Source organism: Pseudomonas atacamensis (genome assembly GCF_017167965.1).
GTDB lineage: Bacteria > Pseudomonadota > Gammaproteobacteria > Pseudomonadales > Pseudomonadaceae > Aquipseudomonas > Aquipseudomonas atacamensis.
The window spans coordinates 5,891,141-5,909,586 of the sequence record NZ_CP070503.1 but is presented as its reverse complement, the minus strand read 5'-3'; the positions used below and the strand labels follow the sequence as shown (position 1 = coordinate 5,909,586).

Below are 18,446 nucleotides of genomic sequence, written 5' to 3'. Positions count from 1 at the left end.
TTCCCCATGTGAGAGTAGGTCATCGTCAAGATTAAATTCCGAAACCCCAATTGCGAAAGCAGTTGGGGTTTTGTTTTAGTAGAAGTTCCTGTTTTTGCTGGCTTGTTACCGTGTTGACGGGCCAGATAAAGAATTTCTTGACGACCATAGAACATTGGAACCACCTGATCCCATCCCGAACTCAGCAGTGAAACGATGTATCGCCGATGGTAGTGTGGGGTTTCCCCATGTGAGAGTAGGTCATCGTCAAGATTGAATTCCGAAACCCCTGTCTGCTAACGCAGACAGGGGTTTTGTCATTTAAGCGTGTACGAAAGATCAGGCCGTTCTGCGACTCTTGCTGCTGCGTCTTGCCTGCCACTTGCGCCACCAAATATAGACGCCCGTCCCTGACAACCCCGCAATCAACACACCCAGTACCGCGATCATTACCTGCCCTGTCACCCCGATGATCCGTCCTCCATGTATGGGCAACTGAAGTCGATAGAACTGCTCTCCAAGCGTGCCCTGTCCCGCGATCTCCTGTCCCAATAATCGGCCATCTGTACCGTGAAAGAACAACCAGGATTTTCCATGGGCGTCCGTATCGTGCTGTCCAAATCCTGCGCCGTAGAAGTTGTACTCAAAGCTGTAATACAACTCGCCGATTGCCGCCGTCAGTCCTAATCGTTTCCCTTCCTGCAATGCCCTTTGGTACGCCTGTTGATAACTCAACTGTGTCGTACCCAGTTGATTGGCGGGCATTCGTCCTCTGGCTTCATAAACGCTCGGCTCGATGGGCGAAAACAACGAAACCGCAGGCTTGAACACTTGGCTGGGCAAGTTCATCGCCACGCTACTGACGGCGATCGGTAACAGCAGCAGCCACAGCCACAATCCTCCGGCGCGATGCAGGTCGAAGTTCAAGCGGTAGGCATGCCCGCCTTTGACCTTCCACGCAGTCGCCCACTTCTTCCAGAAGGGCTTGCCACGCGGCAAGGTCAGCCACAATGCGACAAAGCAGTCGATCACCCACGCGATGGCCACCCCACCCATTAACAGCAATCCCCAGTTACCCGGTAATGTCAGGTTGTAGTGAAACTCCAGAATGAACGGGATGAAGTTCTCCCGCTGAAAACAGCATTCACCCCAGTAGCGCGCGCCTTTTTGCTCCGAGCTGACCGGGTCCAGATAGAACACCTGATTGGGCTCATCAAACGGCTGGCCCGTCGCCGGATCCTTACGCGGAACGGCCGCCAGTAGCGCCGTATGCCCCGTCTCATGGGGATACTCCATGTACCAGACTTGCAGTTTCGGATGTGCAGTCTGCACTGCATCTACCAACGCGCCCGGCGACAAGCGCTCACCCACTGAGGTCGCCTCGTAGAACTGCGGATTCAGCCACTCATCCAGTTCGTGATTAAACGCCAGCACACTGCCGGTCAGCCCGGCCAACAATAAAAACGTCGCAGTGGCCAAGCCAATGTACCGATGCAACAAAACCAGAAACGCACGCATACAAAACACCCCGAAGAAACGACAAAGCCAGCCCCTGATAGCAGGAGCTGGCTTTTTTATGCACAGGACATAGCTTTAGAACTGATAGCTGACGGTCGCCGCTACGTTGCGTTCTTCGCCCATGTAGCAGAAGTTCAGGCTGGCGCAGGACGCGACATAGGATTCATTGGTCAGGTTGTTCGCGTTGAGCCGGACATCCACACCTGTCAAGCCGACCTTGCCCAGGTCATAACCAATCGAGGCGTCGAACAGCGTGTAAGACGGCACCTTCATTGTGTTCTCGGCATCGGCCCAGCTGTAGCCGACATAGCGCACCCCACCACCCAGGCGCAGCCCATCAAGTGCGGCGCTGTCGAACTTGTAGTCAGCCCACAGCGAGGCCATGTGTCGCGGCGCCTGAGTCGGTGAGTTGCCCTTGTTCTCGATGACATCGGTCGGCGTGCTCAAGGTGCTGATCATCGATTTGGAATATTCGATATCAGTGAAGGTGTAACTACCGAGTACTTTGAAGTTATCGGTCAGTTGCATATGCGCTTCCAGTTCCAGACCTTGCGAGTGTACGGCGCCGACCGCGCGATAGAAGTTCTCCTGCGGTAGTTTGGTCGCGAGGTTTTCCTGATCGATGCGAAACAGCGAGGCGGTAAACAGGTTGTCAGTGCCCGGCGGCTGATACTTCAAGCCGACTTCCCACTGCGTGCCATCGGTGGGGGCCAGTGGATTGCCGGCGCTGTCGGCATAGGAGTTCGGGTTAAACGACTCGGAGTAGCTGATGTATGGCGCCAGACCGTTATCAAACAGATATAAAGCGCCGGCACGCCCAGTGAGTTTCGTGCGCCGATCATTGATCTCTGTACCCACCGGACGCCCCGCTTCGGCGATGCGGTTTTCATCGGATGTCTCGACCCAGTCCTGACGCAGGCCCAGCGAGAAGCGCCACTTGTCCATCTCGATCAGGTCTTGCAGATACACACCGGTCTGCTCCAGACGACGCAGATAGCTGGTGTCGCCGTACATCTCGATCGCCGAGCTGCCGTACACCGGATTGAACGCATTGATCGGCGCGAGGCCACCGCTGGTCCAGTCGACCACGGTTTTGCGCCGTTGATAATCCGCGCCCATCAGGACTGTGTGCTTGGTCGCGCCGGTGAAGAATTCGGCCTGCAGCATGTTGTCGACGATGAACGCATGCAGGCGCTCATCACCGCCGGTGTAATAACGGTTCAGTTCATTGCTGGTCGGGGTGGTCCAGCCATAGGCGTAGACCTGATCCATGTTCACTTTGGAATCGAGATAGCGGAAGTTCTGCCGGGCGGTGAAGACATCGTTGAAGCGATGTTCGAACTGATAGCCGAACGATTGCTGGTCACGAGAGTAGCCGTCGATCCCCGGTTCGCCCTCGAAGAAGCGCGGCGAGATGCGCTCGCCATTGCGCTGATGGATCGTGCCGTCCGCCGGAACGCCGCCGTGGTAACCACCGTCCGGATCGTGTTGCAGATAGGCCTGCAGGGTCAACGAGGTGTCTTCGCTGAAATCGATGCTCAGCGTCGGCGCAAGGGCGAAGCGTTTTTCCTTGTTGTGATCGAATTGCGTGTCGGACTGATCGCTCAATCCGGTCAGACGATAGGCAATGCGCTTGTCGTCATCGACCGGACCGCTGAAGTCAAAACCAACCCCACGCTGGCCTTGCGTCCCCACTGTCGCCTGCACCTGATGGTAGGCCTCATACAACGGCTTTTTGCTGGTCAGTGCGACCAGACCGCCGGGCGAGCTACGGCCGTACAGCACGGACGACGGGCCTTTGAGAATGTCCACACGCTCAAGGAAATACGGATCGACCTGCATGGTGCTGTAGGTGCCGCTGTCGCCCATCGACTTGAGGCCGTCGAGGTAGATGTTGTCCACCGAGCCGTCGTTGAAACCGCGCATCGCCACGTAGTCGTAACGGTGCGTAGCGCCATACGGGTTGGTCAGCACGCCCGGGGTGTAGCGCATTGCTTGCGAGACGGTCTGCGAGCCTTGGTCATCCATTTGTTCGCGTGTGACCACGGACACGCTTTGCGAAGTTTCCAGCAGGGCGGTACTGGTCTTGGTGGCGATCTGGCTGTGCGTGGCGTTGTAGCCGGCCATGCTGCCCAGCGCGTTGCCGAGGGCGAAACCTTTGATGTCGGTGGTCGGCAAGGCCAGTGCTTCGCTTTCAGCCAGTGGACGCAGGATGTAACTGCTGCCGTCCTGGCTGACTGCTTCCAGCCCTGAGCCGCCAAGCAAATGGCTCAAGGCCTGGTCGGTCGAATATTCACCCTGCACGCCGGGAGATTGCTGACCTTGAGTCTGTTGCGGCGTCATCGCTAAGGTGATGCCGGCCTGCCGGGCAAACTGATTCAACGCCTCGCCCAATGGCCCGGCAGCAATGTTGTAGCGGTGGCTGATCTCGGTGCCGGTGTTGGCGGCCAGACTCAGGCTCGGTAATACGCTGACGCCCAGCGCGGTGGTCAGCAGTGCCGCCCGAACCGCATGGCGCAGTAGTGTCGATTCTGGAGTGAAATTCAGAGGGTTCTTACAAGTGGCGCGGACAGTCATTGTGGATTTCCGTAGGCAGTCGCGAGGGCTGATTTGAAGTGCTTACTGACTAAGCCGGACTGCCTGGAAAAACCCGCCAAAAAAATTTCACACCGCATGCTCAAGGGTCACCCACCAGCGGGTGCGATAGCGCAGTTGCACCGGCAACGTCTGCGGCAGAATCGCCAGCAGCCTGTCGGTGTCCTCCAGACGAAACACTCCAGAGAGGCGCAGGTCTGCGATATCCGCCGAACAATGGAGATAACCCGGGCGATAACGGCCGACTTCAGCGAGGAAGTCGCCCAGCCGCATATTGCGCGTGACAATCAAACCGTCGAGCCAGGCGCCCGCATCCATATCCAGCGTCGGCGCTGCGCGCAAACCGCTTTGGTCGACCAGAAAACTCTGCCCGGCGAGTGCTTCGAGGGAATGACCGCCAGCGCGAACCAACACTCGGCCACGGGTAACGCTGAGCCGCGTGCACTGTTCTTCCTGACGCAAAATGAAACGCGCATCGACCGGCGCATAACTGCCGTGGCGATTCTGTATGCGCAGCGGTCGATCGGCCGCCGCGCCCTCGTCAGAGCCGCCGCAGGTAACGATGATCTCGCCACGGGTCAGTTTGATCAGGCGCTGCTGCGCGGTGTAATCCAGATCTACGGCGCTGGCGGTGTTGAGTTCGATGCGCGTGCCGTCGGGCAACTGGAAACCGCGCCGTTCGCCGGTCGCCGTCGCGTAGTCGGCACTCCATTGCTGCCAGGCGGCGCTGTCCTTGGCCAGCCACGCGGCGGAGCCCATCAACAGCGCGCCCGACAACAACTTCAAGGCCTGGCGTCGGCCCAGCCCCTGCGCACTGTTTTCCAAGGTGTTGAAAGCGACCTGCGCACCCGGCACGGCGCGCAGACTGGAGCTCAATTCGGCTTGCAGCGACTGCACCCGCTGCCAAGCGATTTCATGTTCGTGATGCTCGGCGCGCCACTGCTCGCATTGGCGAGTCAGCCGCGAATTGCCGTGGTTGTTGCGCAGCCGCAGCAGCCAGTGAATCGCTTGCTTGACCACCTGTTGGCGCGGTTCGACGCGGCGAGCGAGTGAGAGGTTATCCACAGGCATCAGCTTTCATACCGCAACACATAGCAGTGATACAGCGCATCGGCGACGTAGCGTTCCACAGAACGTACCGATACGCCCAACTGCTCGGCGATCTGTTTGTGAGTCAAACCTTCGCACTGCGCCAGGAGAAACGCCTGACGCACTTTCGGCTTCAGTCCTTCGAGCATGCGCGCAATGCTTTCCAGCAGTTCCAGCACCAACGCGCGCGATTCGGCGTCAGGTACTTCGCCTTCAGGCAAGTGAGCAATGGTCTCCAGATAGGCCCGCTCGATTTCCTCGCGGCGCCAATGATCGATCACCAGACCGCGCGCGATGGTTCGCAGGAAAGCTCGGGGCGCTTTCAGTTCGAGGCGTTCGGTGCGTTGCAGCAGGCGCAGGAAAGTGTCCTGAGCCAGATCCGCTGCATCCGCTGCGTTGCCCAGCCGCGCGCGCAGCCAAGCGTTGAGCCAGCCGTGATGACTACCGTAAAGCGCCTGTACGACCAACTCAGGTGAAGACATGACCACGCCAGCCCGAACGCCACAAATGATAATTAGTCGCATTGTCATCAAGGGTGACAGATTTTGCAACTGTCGCCCCTATGTCGATGCGGAAAACTCCCTTGCAGCCGCTCTGGCACGCCGTTCGGCGGGAATCCTGTCCAAAACCCGCCCATTTCTCACGCGCCCCTAAGATTTCTCCGACGCTGGCCGACAGACTGGTGAGAAATGCGTGCACCAAAGTAGAGCGGCCAGAAGAACGCTGCCTGCGCCGTACATGGAATGTTGCATCCGGAAACGCATCCCCACTTTTGGCATAAGAAGTCCCATGAAATGAATCTCAAGTTCAGCCATAAAATCCTCCTGGCCGCTTCGGGCGTCGTGGTCCTGGCGTTCGCGTTGTTCACGCTCTACAACGATTATCTGCAGCGAAACACCATTCGCCAGAACCTGCAGTCCTCCGTGCAACAGGCCGGTGACCTCACCGCCAGCAGCGTGCAGAACTGGATGAGCGGGCGCATTCTGGTGCTGGAAAACCTCGCGCAGAACGTTGCCCATCAAGGCCGGAATGCCGACTTGCCGGGTCTTGTCGATCAACCGGCCTTCACGTCGAACTTTCAGTTCACTTATGTCGGGCAGGCCAACGGTGTCTTCACTCAGCGTCCCGATGCGAAGATGCCGGACGGTTACGATCCGCGTCAGCGCCCTTGGTACAAGCAGGCCGTGGCCGCCGACAAAACCATGCTGACACCGCCTTACATGGCGGCCGTCGGTGGCCTAGTGGTGACCATCGCCATGCCGGTGAAGAAGGACGGTGAATTGCTCGGTGTGGTCGGTGGTGACCTGAGCCTGGAAACCCTGGTGAAGATCATCAACTCGGTGGACTTCGGTGGCCTCGGCCATGCGTTTCTGGTCAGTGCCGACGGTCAGGTGATCGTCAGCCCGGACAAAGATCAGGTAATGAAAAACCTCAAGGACATCTACCCGAACACCAGCGTGCGCATCGAGAAGGGCAACCAGAACGTCGTGCTCAACGGCCAGGAACGCATTCTCTCGTTCACCCCGGTCAGCGATCTGCCGAATGCGCAGTGGTACATCGGTCTGTCGATCGATCGCGACAAGGCCTACGCCGCACTCAGCCAATTCCGCACCTCGGCGTTGATCGCCATGTTTGTCGCGGTCGCGGCGATTGCGTTACTGTTGAGCCTGTTGATCAACGTGTTGATGCGTCCGCTGACCACCATGGGCCGCGCGATGAAAGACATCGCCCAGGGCGAGGGCGATCTGACCCGGCGTCTGGTGGTCGAGAGCAAAGACGAGTTCGGTGAACTGGGCAGCGCGTTCAACCAGTTCGTTGAACGGATTCACGCATCGATTTCCGAAGTGTCGTCGGCGACCCGTCACGTACATGACCTGTCGCAACGGGTGATGGCTTCGTCCAACGCTTCGATCGTCGGTTCCGACGAGCAAAGTGCGCGCACCAACAGCGTCGCGGCGGCGATCAATCAGCTAGGCGCCGCCACTCAAGAGATCGCGCGCAACGCGGCGGATGCTTCGCAGCACGCCAGTGGCGCTTCCGAGCAGGCCGACGACGGTCGTCAGGTGGTCGAGCAGACCATTCAGGCGATGACCGAGTTGTCGCAGAAGATCAGCCTGTCGTGCACGCAGATCGAAACCCTGAACGCGAGCACCGACAACATTGGCCACATTCTCGACGTGATCAAAGGCATCTCGCAGCAGACCAACCTGCTGGCGCTCAACGCTGCCATCGAGGCTGCGCGTGCCGGTGAAGCCGGGCGCGGTTTTGCCGTGGTCGCCGATGAGGTGCGCAACCTTGCGCATCGCACCCAGGAATCGGCGGAAGAGATCCACAAGATGATCACCTCGCTGCAGGTCGGCTCGCGCGAAGCGGTGAGCACCATGAACGCCAGCCAGGCGTCCAGCGAGCAGAGCGTGGAAGTGGCGAATCAGGCCGGTCTGCGCCTGGTCAGCGTGACCCAGCGCATCGGCGAAATCGACGGCATGAACCAATCGGTTGCAGCGGCGACTGAAGAGCAGACGGCGGTGGTGGAAACGCTGAACGTCGACGTCAACCAGATCAATCTGTTGAACCAGCAGAGCGTGGCCAACCTCAACGAAACGTTGAAGGATTGTGATGCGTTGTCGCAGCAGGCGAACCGGTTGAAGCAGTTGGTCGACAGTTTCAAGATCTGATTCACAGATCGCAGACCGCGTTATCGTTCTTCGCGAGCAGGCTCGCTCCCACAGGGAAATGCATTCCAAATGTGGGAGCGAGCCTGCTCGCGAAAGCGGCGGTTCAATCACCGCCAAACCGATGCCTTAGACAAACAGCTTCAGCACATTGCCCATCGCATCATCGGCAAACCCCTGCACGAAATCCCTGAACCCCGGCAATGCTTCATCCCCACCCGCAGCCGGTTCGGCAATGATCGTCCAGGTCGCTCGCGACTTCCCTGCGCTCAGCGATTCCACTTGCATCGCCGCCCACAGGTTCGCCACCCCCAACGTGTTGTAGATCGTCGTCCAGGTCATGCGCCGCGCCTGTTCATCGCGCGAGTTGAGTTGTTCGACCACGACGTTGCCGTCCTTGAAGACTTTCTTGCGCAGCGAAGACACGCCTTCGCCGGTCATTTCGGTGTGCGACAGCGCTGGAATGAATCGTTCGAAGCCAGCGAAATCGCCAACGATCGCCCAGACTTTTGCCGCGTCCGCCGGCACTTCCACCGACGACACAACGTGGCAGCCTTGCGGGTTTTTGATCAGGGTGTCGGGTTGCAGATTGCTCATGGTGTTGCTCCTTGTTGATGAGTCAGATGAAGTTGATTTCTTTCAGGTAGTCGCAGCCGCGACGCAGCAGCGCCGGGGATTTCTGTGGGTAGTGCGCGCCCATCTGCCGCACGCCGGCCTCGGCGTTGGCGTGACCGATCAGGGAGATGTCGCCGATGTCTTCTTCGAAGCCGTTGAGGTAGAAACCGAGCACGCCGAACAGCGCGTTGTCGGCGTCGACCCGGTTCAGTTGCTGTTGCCAATCGGCGACGCTGACCAGCGAAAATTCGCTGCCGGTTTCGCGGAACGAAGCGACGTACGCATCCCAGCTCAGCGGCTCGGGGTTGTGCAGATTGAACACCGCGCGTTGCGCTGAATAACGGCTGGCATGGAAGGCGATGAAGCGGGCGAGAAAGTCCACCGGCATCAGGTCGAAATTCAGCGCGAAGGCCGGCACCTGTCCGAGCTGGATCGAGCCTTTGAGCATCAGCATCAAACGGTTTTTATGCGGCTGGCAAACGCCGCTGAGGCTGTTGAAACTGATGTTGCCGGGGCGATACAGATTGACCCGAACACCACGCTCGCGCGCCCGTTCGAGGATGCGTTCGCCGACCCACTTCGACAGGTTGTAGCCGTTGCGAATGTAGATCGGCGGCGTCGCGGCGGCGGGTAGTTCCAGCACTCGACCGGCGTCATCCACGGTGCTGGATGCCGACAGGGTCGAGACGAAGTTGAAGACCTTTTTGCGCTGCCCTTCGCACAGCTTCAGCAGGGCAAATATCGGTTCGACGTTGTCCGCCGCCAGGGACTCGTAATCGAGCACGTGGTTGACGTTGGCGGCGTTGTGCACCAGCGCGCCGAACTCGCGATCCAGGCGCTGATAATCCTCATCGCCCAGGCCCAGTTGCGGACGGCTGATATCAGCTGCGTAAACTCGCACACGGCTCAGGTCGAGGTGCTCCAGCCGGTTCTCGCGCAGTGACTGAGCGAAGCGTTGCGCCGCCGTTTGCCCGGCGCCGTCGCGCACCAGACAGGCCACTTCGCTGGCGCCCCAACCGAGCAGCGCTTCGACGATGTGCACGCCGACAAAACTGTTGGCACCGGTGACGATGACCTTGTGCACATCGCCCATGCGGCTGATCGGCAGCGGTTCGACATCCAGCGCGCGCTCGGCGTCGGCCATGGCCTGAGCGCTGAGCACGGCGCTGTCATCGCTGCCGCGCACCAGCGTCGCCAGTTTGCTGATCGTGGGCAGTTCGATGAAGCGATTGATCGAAATGCTTCGACCGAATTCCTCACGCAAGCGCAGCAACATCCGCGACAGCAGAATCGAATGACCGCCGAGATTGAAGAAGCTTTCGTCAGTGGAAATGTCGCTGGTCGGCAGTTCCAGCAGTTCGGCCCAGACCTCAAGAAGCAGCGCTTCGTCAGCATTGGCCGGCAGGCATTTCGCAGCGCTGTCCTGCACCGTCACCGGCAATGCCAACAGCGCCTTGCGATCGACTTTGCCGTTACTGGCGAATGGCATCTGCGCCAGTTCGGTCCACGCTCCCGGTTGCATGTAGTCCGGCAGAAACTGCCGGGCGTGGGCTTTCAGTTCGTACCGGGCAGTCTCGGTCTGTGGCTGGGCGAGGAACGCCAGAATCCGCCGCTGATTGTCGATGACCACGGCAATCTGCCGATACAAGCGGCTCTCGCGCAGGCAGCGCTCGATCTCTTCCGGCTCGACGCGAAAGCCACGGATTTTCACCTGATTGTCGCGCCGCCCGCACAGCTCGATACCGTGCTCGCCCCACTTGGCCATGTCGCCGCTGCGGTAGGCGCGCACGGTTTCGCCGCCGGGCAGTGACAGGTTCAGATAACGCTCGGCGGTCTGCTGCGGATTGTTCAGGTAACCGAGGCAGACACCGGGGCCGACGATGAACAGCTCACCGACGGTTTGATCGGGCACCGGTTGCAGATCGTCGTCGAGAATCAGCACCCGACTGTTGGCGATCGGCCCTCCCAGCGTGCGGTTGCTGTCGCCCGGTTTGAGCTGGCGCGCGGTGATCAGCACGGTGGCTTCGGTCGGGCCATACAGGTTGTGCAGGGTGCCTTGACGGGTCAGTTGCTCGATGACGTACGGCTCGCAGACATCACCGCCGGTCATCACCTGAACGCCCTCCAGTTGTTCCAGCGGCAGGATGCTCAACAGCGCCGGTGGCAGGAAGGCGTGGGTCAGTTGCCGCCGGCGAATCAGCGCAATCAGCTGCAAAGGATCGCGGCGCTGGGTGTCGTCGGGCACGACGAGTTCCGCCCCTGCGAGCAGGCTGGGGAAGATGTCGATCAGCGAAGAATCGAAGCTCAGCGAAGAGAACTGCAACACCCGACTCTCGGCGTGCAGCTGCACGTAGTCGGCGTACCACGCGGTGAAATGGGCGAGATTGGCCTGGCTGAGCAGCACGCCTTTCGGATGCCCGGTGGTACCCGAGGTGTAGAGCGCCATGCACGGCGCATCAAGCTCCGGGCGGTGCTGCATCAGCGGCCGGTCGAGATCGGCGTTCGGCGCTTCGATGCCACTGACATCCAGCCCCGCTACCGACTCGCTGAGCGCCTGCTGTCCATCGTGAAGCAACAGCACCGCGCCGGCGTTTTCCAGGATGTATTGCTGACGCGGCAATGGATGGCTCGGCTCCAGTGGCAAGTACACCGCGCCGCTGCCGAGAATCGCCAGGATCGAGGCGAACAGCGCCGGGCTTTTGCCTTGGCAGACACCGACCACCCACGGCTGCGGATGTTGCTCGAGCAAGGGCAGCAACCGCTGCTGGATCGCCCGGCTGTGGGCGTGCAATTGGCGGTAGCTGATGGACTGTCCGCCGAGGTGCAGCGCCGGTCGTTCGGCATGCTCGATCAGGCTTCGTTGCAGACGCTCGATCAGCGGGATTTGCGCCTGCTCCAGCAGCGCCGGATTTGCCGTGTCGTTGAGACGGTGGACATACGCCAGTTTGTCGAGAAACAGCAGATCTTCCAGGCGTTCGAAATCCGGCGCTTTGAGGACCGGGGCATGCCTCAAATAATCGGCATCGCGGGAAAAGCGGCTGACCAGCAACGCCACTTCGTCGACCACATGGGCGAGCGCTCGTTGGCGTAGCGACTGACCGTTGCCGGACGGCTCATCGCCGATCGGCACACGGCTGATCAGCGACGAGCCGAGAAAGCACAGCAAGTCGAGGGTCGGCAGGCCGCCATGCTCTTGCGCGGCGATACCCAGGCGCAGGTGCAGATGCGGGATGGCGCAGAAGTCGCCGGCAGCGATAAAGCCATCGTCGATGATCAGATCCACCGTCGCTTGAGTGGCGCCGCTGCGGGTCAGTGCATGGCCATGCTGTTCGAGTTCCCGGGCCAGGTCGGTCATGGCCTGGCCGGCGCCGGTGAGCAAAATGTCCAGACGTTTCATGTCGGTCTCCTCAAACCAGATAGTCGCGCAGGGCGTGCTGCACGCACGGTGTGTCGAGCAGCGAGCTGTTGTGGAAAAACCTGACGATGTTGCCCACCAGCGGGTGGTGGCGATTGATCGGGAAGGCCAGTCCGGCGATTTCTTCGCGCAGTGAATGGCGCGTGGTTTCGCTGACCGGCAGCGCATCGATCAGGCGCAAATCGAAGGACTTCTGGATGTCGTTGGTCAGGTAATGGCCGATGAACACCGGCAGAATCTGCGCGATGGTTTCGCGGTCCGCGTCGCTGGCGGTGTGCCAATAGATGCGCACCATCCGCGCCCAGAAACTCGAGTGGCGACCTTCGTCGAGCAAGTGGTCGGCCATCAGGCCCTTGATCGACGGCTTGACCGAATCGTCGCGGGCGAACGCGGCGACATCACCGGTCACGGTGTTTTCGGCGATCGCCACGCAGATCAGTTCCACCGCGCTGCGCAGGTGGTCCGGCGCCAGCGCAACAGCGGCGGGAATTGCCCGGCTCAGCTCGATTTCGTCGGGCAACGGAATCGGTTCGATACCGGTCAGCGCGACCGTTTGCTGCATGAAGTCCATGGCCACCAGCGCGTGGTAATCCTCATCGACCACCACGGTCATCGCGTCGTAGCGACAGGCGAACGGGAACGCCACGGCAAAGCGATTCTTGGCAATGCTGCGGGCGGTCTTGTCGACGATTTCCGTCTCGAAAATCACTACGTCGTTGATGAATTTGTACAACGTCTGCACCAGGGCGAAATCACGTTGCTGTGGGCATTCACGCAGGAAGGTTTCGCTGAGCACCAGCGGCTGGCGGCTGAGCGGGTAGATCAGGCGCTGATCGTCTTCCAGCAGCCGCCGTGGACGGGTGCGGATGGTCGCGCGGCTTTCCCAGGCCTCGGCGAAGGATTGATAGTCGGCAGCGTTCATTGGGCCACCTCGGCAACTTCCACGCCCATGCTCAGGCGCAGCCCGTCCCACAAGGCGATGCGGCTTTCCACGGCGGCGATGGCGCTGGCGTAAACCTCGGCTGCGCGCTGCGGATCGCCGTCCACCAGACGCTCCAGCAACTGCTCGGCGGCCGGGCCGTGATCTTCGGAATCGACTTCGATATGCCGTTGCAGGTAGTAGCGAAAGGTCGGTGCCTGTTCGATGCCGATGCCCCAGTCATCGAGGATGCGCTGGAACATCGTTGGAATGACGCTCTCGCGACCATGCAGGAACGCGGCAGCGACACTGTGTCTCGGCGCCTCCAGGGCAATGCGCAAGGTATCGCGGACAAACTGCGCGGCCGCCGGGTCGACGTCGACGCTCTGCAACGCGACGTCATAACTCACGCCTTCCTGCTGCAGGGCGACAAAGCGCTCTACCGCCGTGGTGCTCGCGCCGACTTCGCGCATCGCATCCAGGTACAACTCGAAGTGGCTGTAGTGGCCGGCATCGAGGCGATCGTCCGATTCCTCGCCCAGCACGATCTCGTTGATCAACCGAGCCGCGTGGGGATCGCGCGGCGGCAACCAGGGTAAACGCGTGCAGGTCAGTTCCTGTTGCAGGCGCTTGGTCAGCGACATGAAGTCCCATACGGCAAATACATGGGTTTCCATGAAACGGCGTAATACCGATAACGAAGTAATCTCGGAAAAGATCGGGTGAATACTCAGTTCGGCTTTCTTCAGGGCGAGTTGCTGCTTAGTGGGCATCATGATGTCCTTTATCATTGATTGAAGTGCACGGTTCTTTTCAGTTGCTGTAAGCGGTCGAGCAAGTTGGATAGCAAGTTGGTCGGGCAAATATTGATTGCACTGTGGCGCCGTTGCGGCGCCACGGGTGCTGCGGTTGGTGCGTGAGGTATGCCGCGCTGAACGGCGACGTTCAAACCTGGCGAGAGAAAAACTAATACAGGGCAAATGCATTTAACAAGTTTATTTTCAATTATTTTAAGTTGGCTGTTTTTTGAATATAAGAGTTACCGATAAAACTTTCAGATCAAGTTTTATTAGGGCGTAGTTACTCCTTTCGGCTAATAACGGCCAAAATCGATAACAAGAGTGAATGCCTCACTCGAAGCAACTTTTAAACAAGGGAAATTTATGAATTCAAAGGGGGCGAAAGTTGGCCGGGACCGGCGCCATGACTTCCTGTTTCCCGTGACAAGGCTCCTTCCGTAGGTTCCTGTTGCGGGGACTGTGCCGTCAGGGCGGCGCGTCCCCGTTCTGTAGGGGTGGCGCTGGAAGAGTGCGGGTAAATTGCCGTCACGGCTATTACCGATTGGTCATCGGCGGGCAGCAGAAATGCGTCGGCAGGGCCGGGGCGGGCACCAGCGGGCACGCCGATCCGCTGCCAGAGCCGGCAGCAGAGCGGTCGCGAAGATTTGTAAGGGGATTATTCGACGTACGAGATATCAGCGTGCGGTGTGACGCTTCTGTGCGGCGGGAGTCGCCAGGTAGCGGGTGATAACCTCAACGCCACGGTTGAGGTGCTGCTCCAGCATTGCGAGCGAGCGCGGTATGTCCCGCTCGATCACGGCCTGAAGCATGGCGCGGTGGTCATCCTGGGACAGCTTGCCCAAGCCCATCGCTTCCAGATTGAACCGCAGAAAACGTTCTTCTTCGTTCAGCCCGTCCTCCACTAGGCGCAGCAGTCGCTGATTGGGCGCTTTGCTGTACAAGGCCATGTGAAAGAGACGGTTGAGGCGGCCGATTTCGTTGTAGTCGTGCTGCGCTTCCAGTTCGTCGATGTAGCCAGCGGCGAGTTGATGCTCGGCCTCAGTCAGCAGCGGAATGGACTGCCGCAATGCCTCGGATTCGAGCAGAATGCGCAACTCGTAGGTTTCAGCGGCATCGCCCTGGATCAGCGGGGCGACCACGGCGCCTTTGTGCGTAGTGACGCTAAGCAGCTCCTGCGCTTCGAGCTGGCGCAAGGCTTCGCGCACCGGCATGCGGCTGACCCCGAACAGATCGGCCAGATCCTGCTGGCGCAGTGCAGTGCCACAGGGCAGGCGGCCATCGAGAATGGCCGAGCGCAGAGTTTCTTCGATCACCGACCGGGCCAGATGCGCAGGAATCGGTCCTTCGACTTTGATGCTGTGCAGCGGTTTGGGCTTCTGAGTCACGACAACACACCCTGTAGGTCGCAATATTTGGATCCAAATGACACTAGTGATTGCTCTACAGGTTGTCAAACCTTGTAAAACGTTGCGCGGCAATCTCAAGTCTAGCGCGTCTTCGATGATCTCACGGTGCCATTGTTTTTTGCCGGGCTAAGCTTCACCATCAAACGCTTCCTTTCTGTCCTTCTGGAAACCTGCAGTGGCGGTACGTTTCGCGATCCCTCGGACCTTGCGCTGGCTTGGCTGCGCATTGCTGCTGGCCGGCGTCATGCTGGGCGGCCTGCACGCCGATTGGGATTTTTCCGCGATCAGCCGCAAGGCCACGGCTCTCTATGGGCCACTGGGCGCGGGGCAGCAGCGCATCGACGCCTGGCAGAACCTGCTGGCGACGCAAAAGCAGGCCAGTGAGATGGACAAGCTCAAGGTGGTGAACCTGTTCTTCAACAAGCAGGTGCGTTACGTCGAAGACATCGATCTGTGGCGCGAAGTGGATTATTGGGAAACCCCGATCGAAGCGCTGTGGAAGGGCGCCGGCGACTGCGAAGACTACGCCATCGCCAAGTATTTCAGCCTGCGCCATCTCGGCGTTTCCAGTGACAAGCTGCGCATCACCTACGTCAAGGCGCTGCGCCAGAACCGCGCGCACATGGTGTTGACGTACTATGCGACCCCCGATGCCATGCCGCTGGTGCTCGACAGCCTGATCGATCCGATCCAGCCGGCGTCGCAGCGGACCGATTTGCTGCCGGTCTACTCTTTCAATGCCGAAGGTCTGTATCTGCCCGGCGCCAAGGGCAATAAAAAGGTCGGCGACACCAAACGCCTGTCGCGCTGGCAGGATGTGCTGAAAAAAATGCAGGCCGAAGGTTTTCCGGTCGAGACGACTAACTAGGAGCACGCGCTCAGATGTCTTTGTTCAAACAGCTGTTGATCGCTATCTGTCTGTTCCTGGTCGTGGCCTTCACCGGCAGCTTCATGGTCAGCCTGGAGAGCTCGCGCACCCAGTACGTCAATCAGTTGCGCTCTCACGCACAGGACGCGGCGACGGCGCTGGCGTTGTCGCTGACGCCGAATATCGACGACCCGGCGATGGTCGAGCTGCTGGTCAGTTCGATTTTCGACAGCGGTTATTACGCGAGCATCCGCGTGGTCGACGTGAAGACCGAGCAGACCATTGTCGAGCGCAGCGGTACCCCGGCGGTGAGCAATGTGCCGGACTGGTTCGTCAGACTGATCGGCCTCGAACCGGCGGGTGGCGATGCGCTGGTCAGCCGTGGCTGGGAGCAGGCGGCGCGGGTCGAGGTGGTCAGCCATCCGATGTTCGCCGTGGCCAAGCTGTGGCAGAGCGCACTGGGCAGTCTTGGCTGGTTGCTGATCTGCGGCGCATTGAGTGCGGTGCTCGGCGCGCTGTTGCTGCGTCGGCAGTTGAAACCCCTCGATTACATGGTCCAGCAGTCCCATGCGATTGCCCGCCGCGAGTTTCTCAGCCTGCCGGATCTGCCACGCACGCCTGAATTGCGTCGCGTGGTGCAGGCAATGAATCAGATGGTCGAGAAGCTCAAGACGCTGTTCCAGGAGCAGGCCGAGCGCAGTGAAAAACTGCGTACCGAGTCCTATCAGGACAACCTCACCGGCCTGGCCAACCGCCGCTATTTCGAGATGCAACTGAACAACCGCGTGAGCAACCCGGAGCAGGCCAGTTCGGGTTATCTGCTGCTGTTGCGGGTCAAGGACCTGGCCGGTCTCAACCAGCGTCTCGGCGGCCAGCGTACCGACCAGTTGCTCAAGGCCGTCGGCGAGCAACTGACCCGCGAGTGCGCCAGATATCCACAAACTCAGGACTTGGTCACGCGTATTCGCGGCGGTGAATTCGCCGTGCTGGCGCCGGGGCTGGTGCGCGAGGAAGCGTTGCAGCTGGCGCAGAATCTCGACAATGCCTTGAGCAGCCTGCATGCCACCGGCGCGACCGACGTGCCGGCAGTGGCTTCGATCGGGCTGGCGCCGTTCGCTCACGGTGACTCCCCGCAAGCGGTGCTGACACTGGGCGATCAGGCGCTCGCACAGGCCGAAGGGCAGGGCGAGCAGAATTGGGCGTGCATCGATCAGAGTCTGGTGGCGGAGGTCGGTGACGACCATCACGCTTGGCATCGACTGCTGGATCAGGCCTTGAGTCAGCAGCGTTTCGAGCTGTACTTCCAGCCCGTGGTCGCTGCGCAGGACACGCAACTGGTGCTGCATTACAAGGTGCTGTCGCGCTTGCTCGACGAGCAGGGTCAGACCATTCCCGCCGGGCGCTTTCTGCCGTGGCTGGAGCGCTTCGGCTGGACCGCGCGGCTCGATCGGCTGATGCTCGAACGCGTGCTCGAGCAGATGAAGGGGCACGAGGATTCGCTGGCGCTGAACCTGTCCTCGGCAACGCTGGCCGACCCGCAGGCGCTGAACAAAGTCTTCGAGATTCTGCGCGCGCATTCCAATCTCGGCGCACGCCTGACTCTGGAGATCGGCGAGGAGCAACTGCCTGAACAAGCGGTGCTGGAGCAGTTGACCCGACGCCTGCGCGAGCTCGGTTTCTCGCTGAGCCTGCAGCGCTTCGGCGGGCGCTTCAGCATGATCGGCAACCTGGCGCGCTTGGGTCTGGCGTACTTGAAGATCGATGGCAGCTACATCCGCGCGATCGATCAGGAGAGCGACAAGCGTCTGTTCATCGAAGCGATTCAGCGCGCGGCGCACAGCATCGATCTGCCGCTGATTGCCGAACGGGTCGAGACTGAAGGGGAGTTGTCGGTGATTCGCGAGATGGGCTTGTATGGCGTGCAGGGGCAGTTGCTCGGTGAACCGAAGCCCTGGGGCCTGAACTGATCGTTCCCACGCTCTGCGTGGGAATGCAGCCCGTGATGCTCTGCGTCACAACGGTGACGGGCCGTGATAACTGAGTTGCGGTCGGAACGCGGAGCGTCCCTTGATGCATTCCCACGCGGAGCGTGGGAACGATCATTGTGGGAGCGAGCCTGCTCGCGAAAGGGCCAGTCCAGTTGGTGAAGATCTAGGATCAGATCAACCCGCCCTCATCCTCATCGATCAACTGGCTCAACCCGCCCAGCGCTTCACGTGCCTGGGTGCGGTCCATCAGTTTGGCCTGGGCCGCCGCCGGCAGGTCAGTGACGCGGATCACGCCTTTCTGGGTCAGCACCTGAATCAGGTCGTCGAGTACCCGAATCATTTCAAAGTCGCTCTGCTTGAGCTGTTTGAGGCTGTTTTCCACGGCTTCGTTGGCGTACCACGCCTGAATTTCATGGTTATCGGCGGGCAGCGTTTCCGTGGCCTCGGCGTACGCCGCAGCTTCCACGCGAATCAACTGGCCCTGCGCATCGCGTTGCACGTAAAACATTAAGCATCCCTCACAAATGAACAGCGTCATGCTGTCAGCAGCATAGCCAACTGCGCGCCAGTATGCGGGGCGAC

Annotated in this window: 13 protein-coding genes, 1 rRNA gene and 1 pseudogene; 5 read left to right on the top strand and 10 right to left on the bottom strand. The window is 60.1% G+C overall.

Features of this window, described 5'->3' with window-relative positions; all coding sequences use genetic code 11:
* Window positions 1–136 precede the first annotated feature (136 nt).
* Window positions 137–252, top strand: a 5S ribosomal RNA gene (gene rrf / locus JWU58_RS26645).
* Between the two features lie 66 nt (window positions 253–318).
* Here the strand turns inward: rrf and JWU58_RS26640 are convergent.
* The 4 genes from JWU58_RS26640 to JWU58_RS26625 form a co-directional block, all read right to left on the bottom strand.
* Window positions 319–1,497, bottom strand: coding sequence for a PepSY-associated TM helix domain-containing protein (locus tag JWU58_RS26640; protein WP_123444139.1), 1,179 nt, complete (start codon window positions 1,495–1,497; stop codon window positions 319–321).
* Between the two features lie 75 nt (window positions 1,498–1,572).
* A complete protein-coding gene (locus tag JWU58_RS26635; protein WP_206421285.1) occupies window positions 1,573–4,074 on the bottom strand; it encodes a TonB-dependent siderophore receptor in 2,502 nt (833 codons plus the stop codon).
* A gap of 87 nt (window positions 4,075–4,161) precedes the next feature.
* On the bottom strand, window positions 4,162–5,163 hold the full coding sequence (locus JWU58_RS26630; protein ID WP_024011105.1) for a FecR domain-containing protein: 1,002 nt from the start codon (window positions 5,161–5,163) through the stop codon (window positions 4,162–4,164).
* Window positions 5,163–5,663, bottom strand: coding sequence for a sigma-70 family RNA polymerase sigma factor (locus JWU58_RS26625; protein ID WP_041479723.1), 501 nt, complete (start codon window positions 5,661–5,663; stop codon window positions 5,163–5,165). The genes JWU58_RS26630 and JWU58_RS26625 overlap by 1 nt, the downstream gene beginning before the upstream one ends.
* 261 nt (window positions 5,664–5,924) lie before the next feature.
* On the opposite strand from JWU58_RS26625, the pseudogene JWU58_RS27680 reads away from it, so the two are divergent.
* Window positions 5,925–7,001, top strand: a pseudogene (locus JWU58_RS27680) (HAMP domain-containing protein); the annotation flags it as partial.
* A gap of 69 nt (window positions 7,002–7,070) precedes the next feature.
* Window positions 7,071–7,856 carry a methyl-accepting chemotaxis protein gene (locus JWU58_RS27675; RefSeq protein WP_370593577.1) on the top strand — a complete coding sequence of 262 codons (786 nt, stop codon included), beginning with the start codon at window positions 7,071–7,073 and terminating at the stop codon, window positions 7,854–7,856.
* Between the two features lie 126 nt (window positions 7,857–7,982).
* Here JWU58_RS27675 and JWU58_RS26615 read toward each other — a convergent pair whose 3' ends face one another.
* The 5 genes from JWU58_RS26615 to JWU58_RS26595 all read right to left on the bottom strand — a co-directional run bounded on the left by JWU58_RS26615 (window position 7,983) and on the right by JWU58_RS26595 (window position 14,987).
* The gene (locus tag JWU58_RS26615) at window positions 7,983–8,450 is read right to left on the bottom strand and encodes an SRPBCC family protein (RefSeq protein WP_206421284.1); all 468 of its coding nucleotides are present in this window, start codon (window positions 8,448–8,450) and stop codon (window positions 7,983–7,985) included.
* A gap of 22 nt (window positions 8,451–8,472) precedes the next feature.
* The gene (locus JWU58_RS26610) at window positions 8,473–11,865 is read right to left on the bottom strand and encodes a non-ribosomal peptide synthetase (protein ID WP_123444133.1); all 3,393 of its coding nucleotides are present in this window, start codon (window positions 11,863–11,865) and stop codon (window positions 8,473–8,475) included.
* A gap of 10 nt (window positions 11,866–11,875) precedes the next feature.
* The gene (locus JWU58_RS26605) at window positions 11,876–12,805 is read right to left on the bottom strand and encodes a diiron oxygenase (RefSeq protein ID WP_123444132.1); all 930 of its coding nucleotides are present in this window, start codon (window positions 12,803–12,805) and stop codon (window positions 11,876–11,878) included.
* Window positions 12,802–13,578 carry a DUF3050 domain-containing protein gene (locus JWU58_RS26600; RefSeq protein WP_038860823.1) on the bottom strand — a complete coding sequence of 259 codons (777 nt, stop codon included), beginning with the start codon at window positions 13,576–13,578 and terminating at the stop codon, window positions 12,802–12,804. Before JWU58_RS26600 ends, JWU58_RS26605 begins: the two co-directional genes overlap by 4 nt.
* A 698-nt stretch (window positions 13,579–14,276) precedes the next feature.
* Window positions 14,277–14,987 carry a GntR family transcriptional regulator gene (locus tag JWU58_RS26595; protein ID WP_016772282.1) on the bottom strand — a complete coding sequence of 237 codons (711 nt, stop codon included), beginning with the start codon at window positions 14,985–14,987 and terminating at the stop codon, window positions 14,277–14,279.
* A 196-nt stretch (window positions 14,988–15,183) separates the two neighbouring features.
* On the opposite strand from JWU58_RS26595, the gene lapG reads away from it, so the two are divergent.
* Window positions 15,184–15,876: a cysteine protease LapG gene (gene lapG, locus JWU58_RS26590; protein WP_041479715.1), complete on the top strand. Its 693-nt coding sequence runs from the start codon at window positions 15,184–15,186 to the stop codon at window positions 15,874–15,876.
* A 14-nt stretch (window positions 15,877–15,890) separates the two neighbouring features.
* Window positions 15,891–17,843 carry a cyclic di-GMP receptor LapD gene (gene lapD / locus JWU58_RS26585; RefSeq protein WP_071174001.1) on the top strand — a complete coding sequence of 651 codons (1,953 nt, stop codon included), beginning with the start codon at window positions 15,891–15,893 and terminating at the stop codon, window positions 17,841–17,843.
* A 190-nt stretch (window positions 17,844–18,033) separates the two neighbouring features.
* Here the strand turns inward: lapD and JWU58_RS26580 are convergent, their stop codons facing one another.
* On the bottom strand, window positions 18,034–18,372 hold the full coding sequence (locus JWU58_RS26580) for a hypothetical protein (protein WP_016772279.1): 339 nt from the start codon (window positions 18,370–18,372) through the stop codon (window positions 18,034–18,036).
* Window positions 18,373–18,446 lie beyond the last annotated feature (74 nt).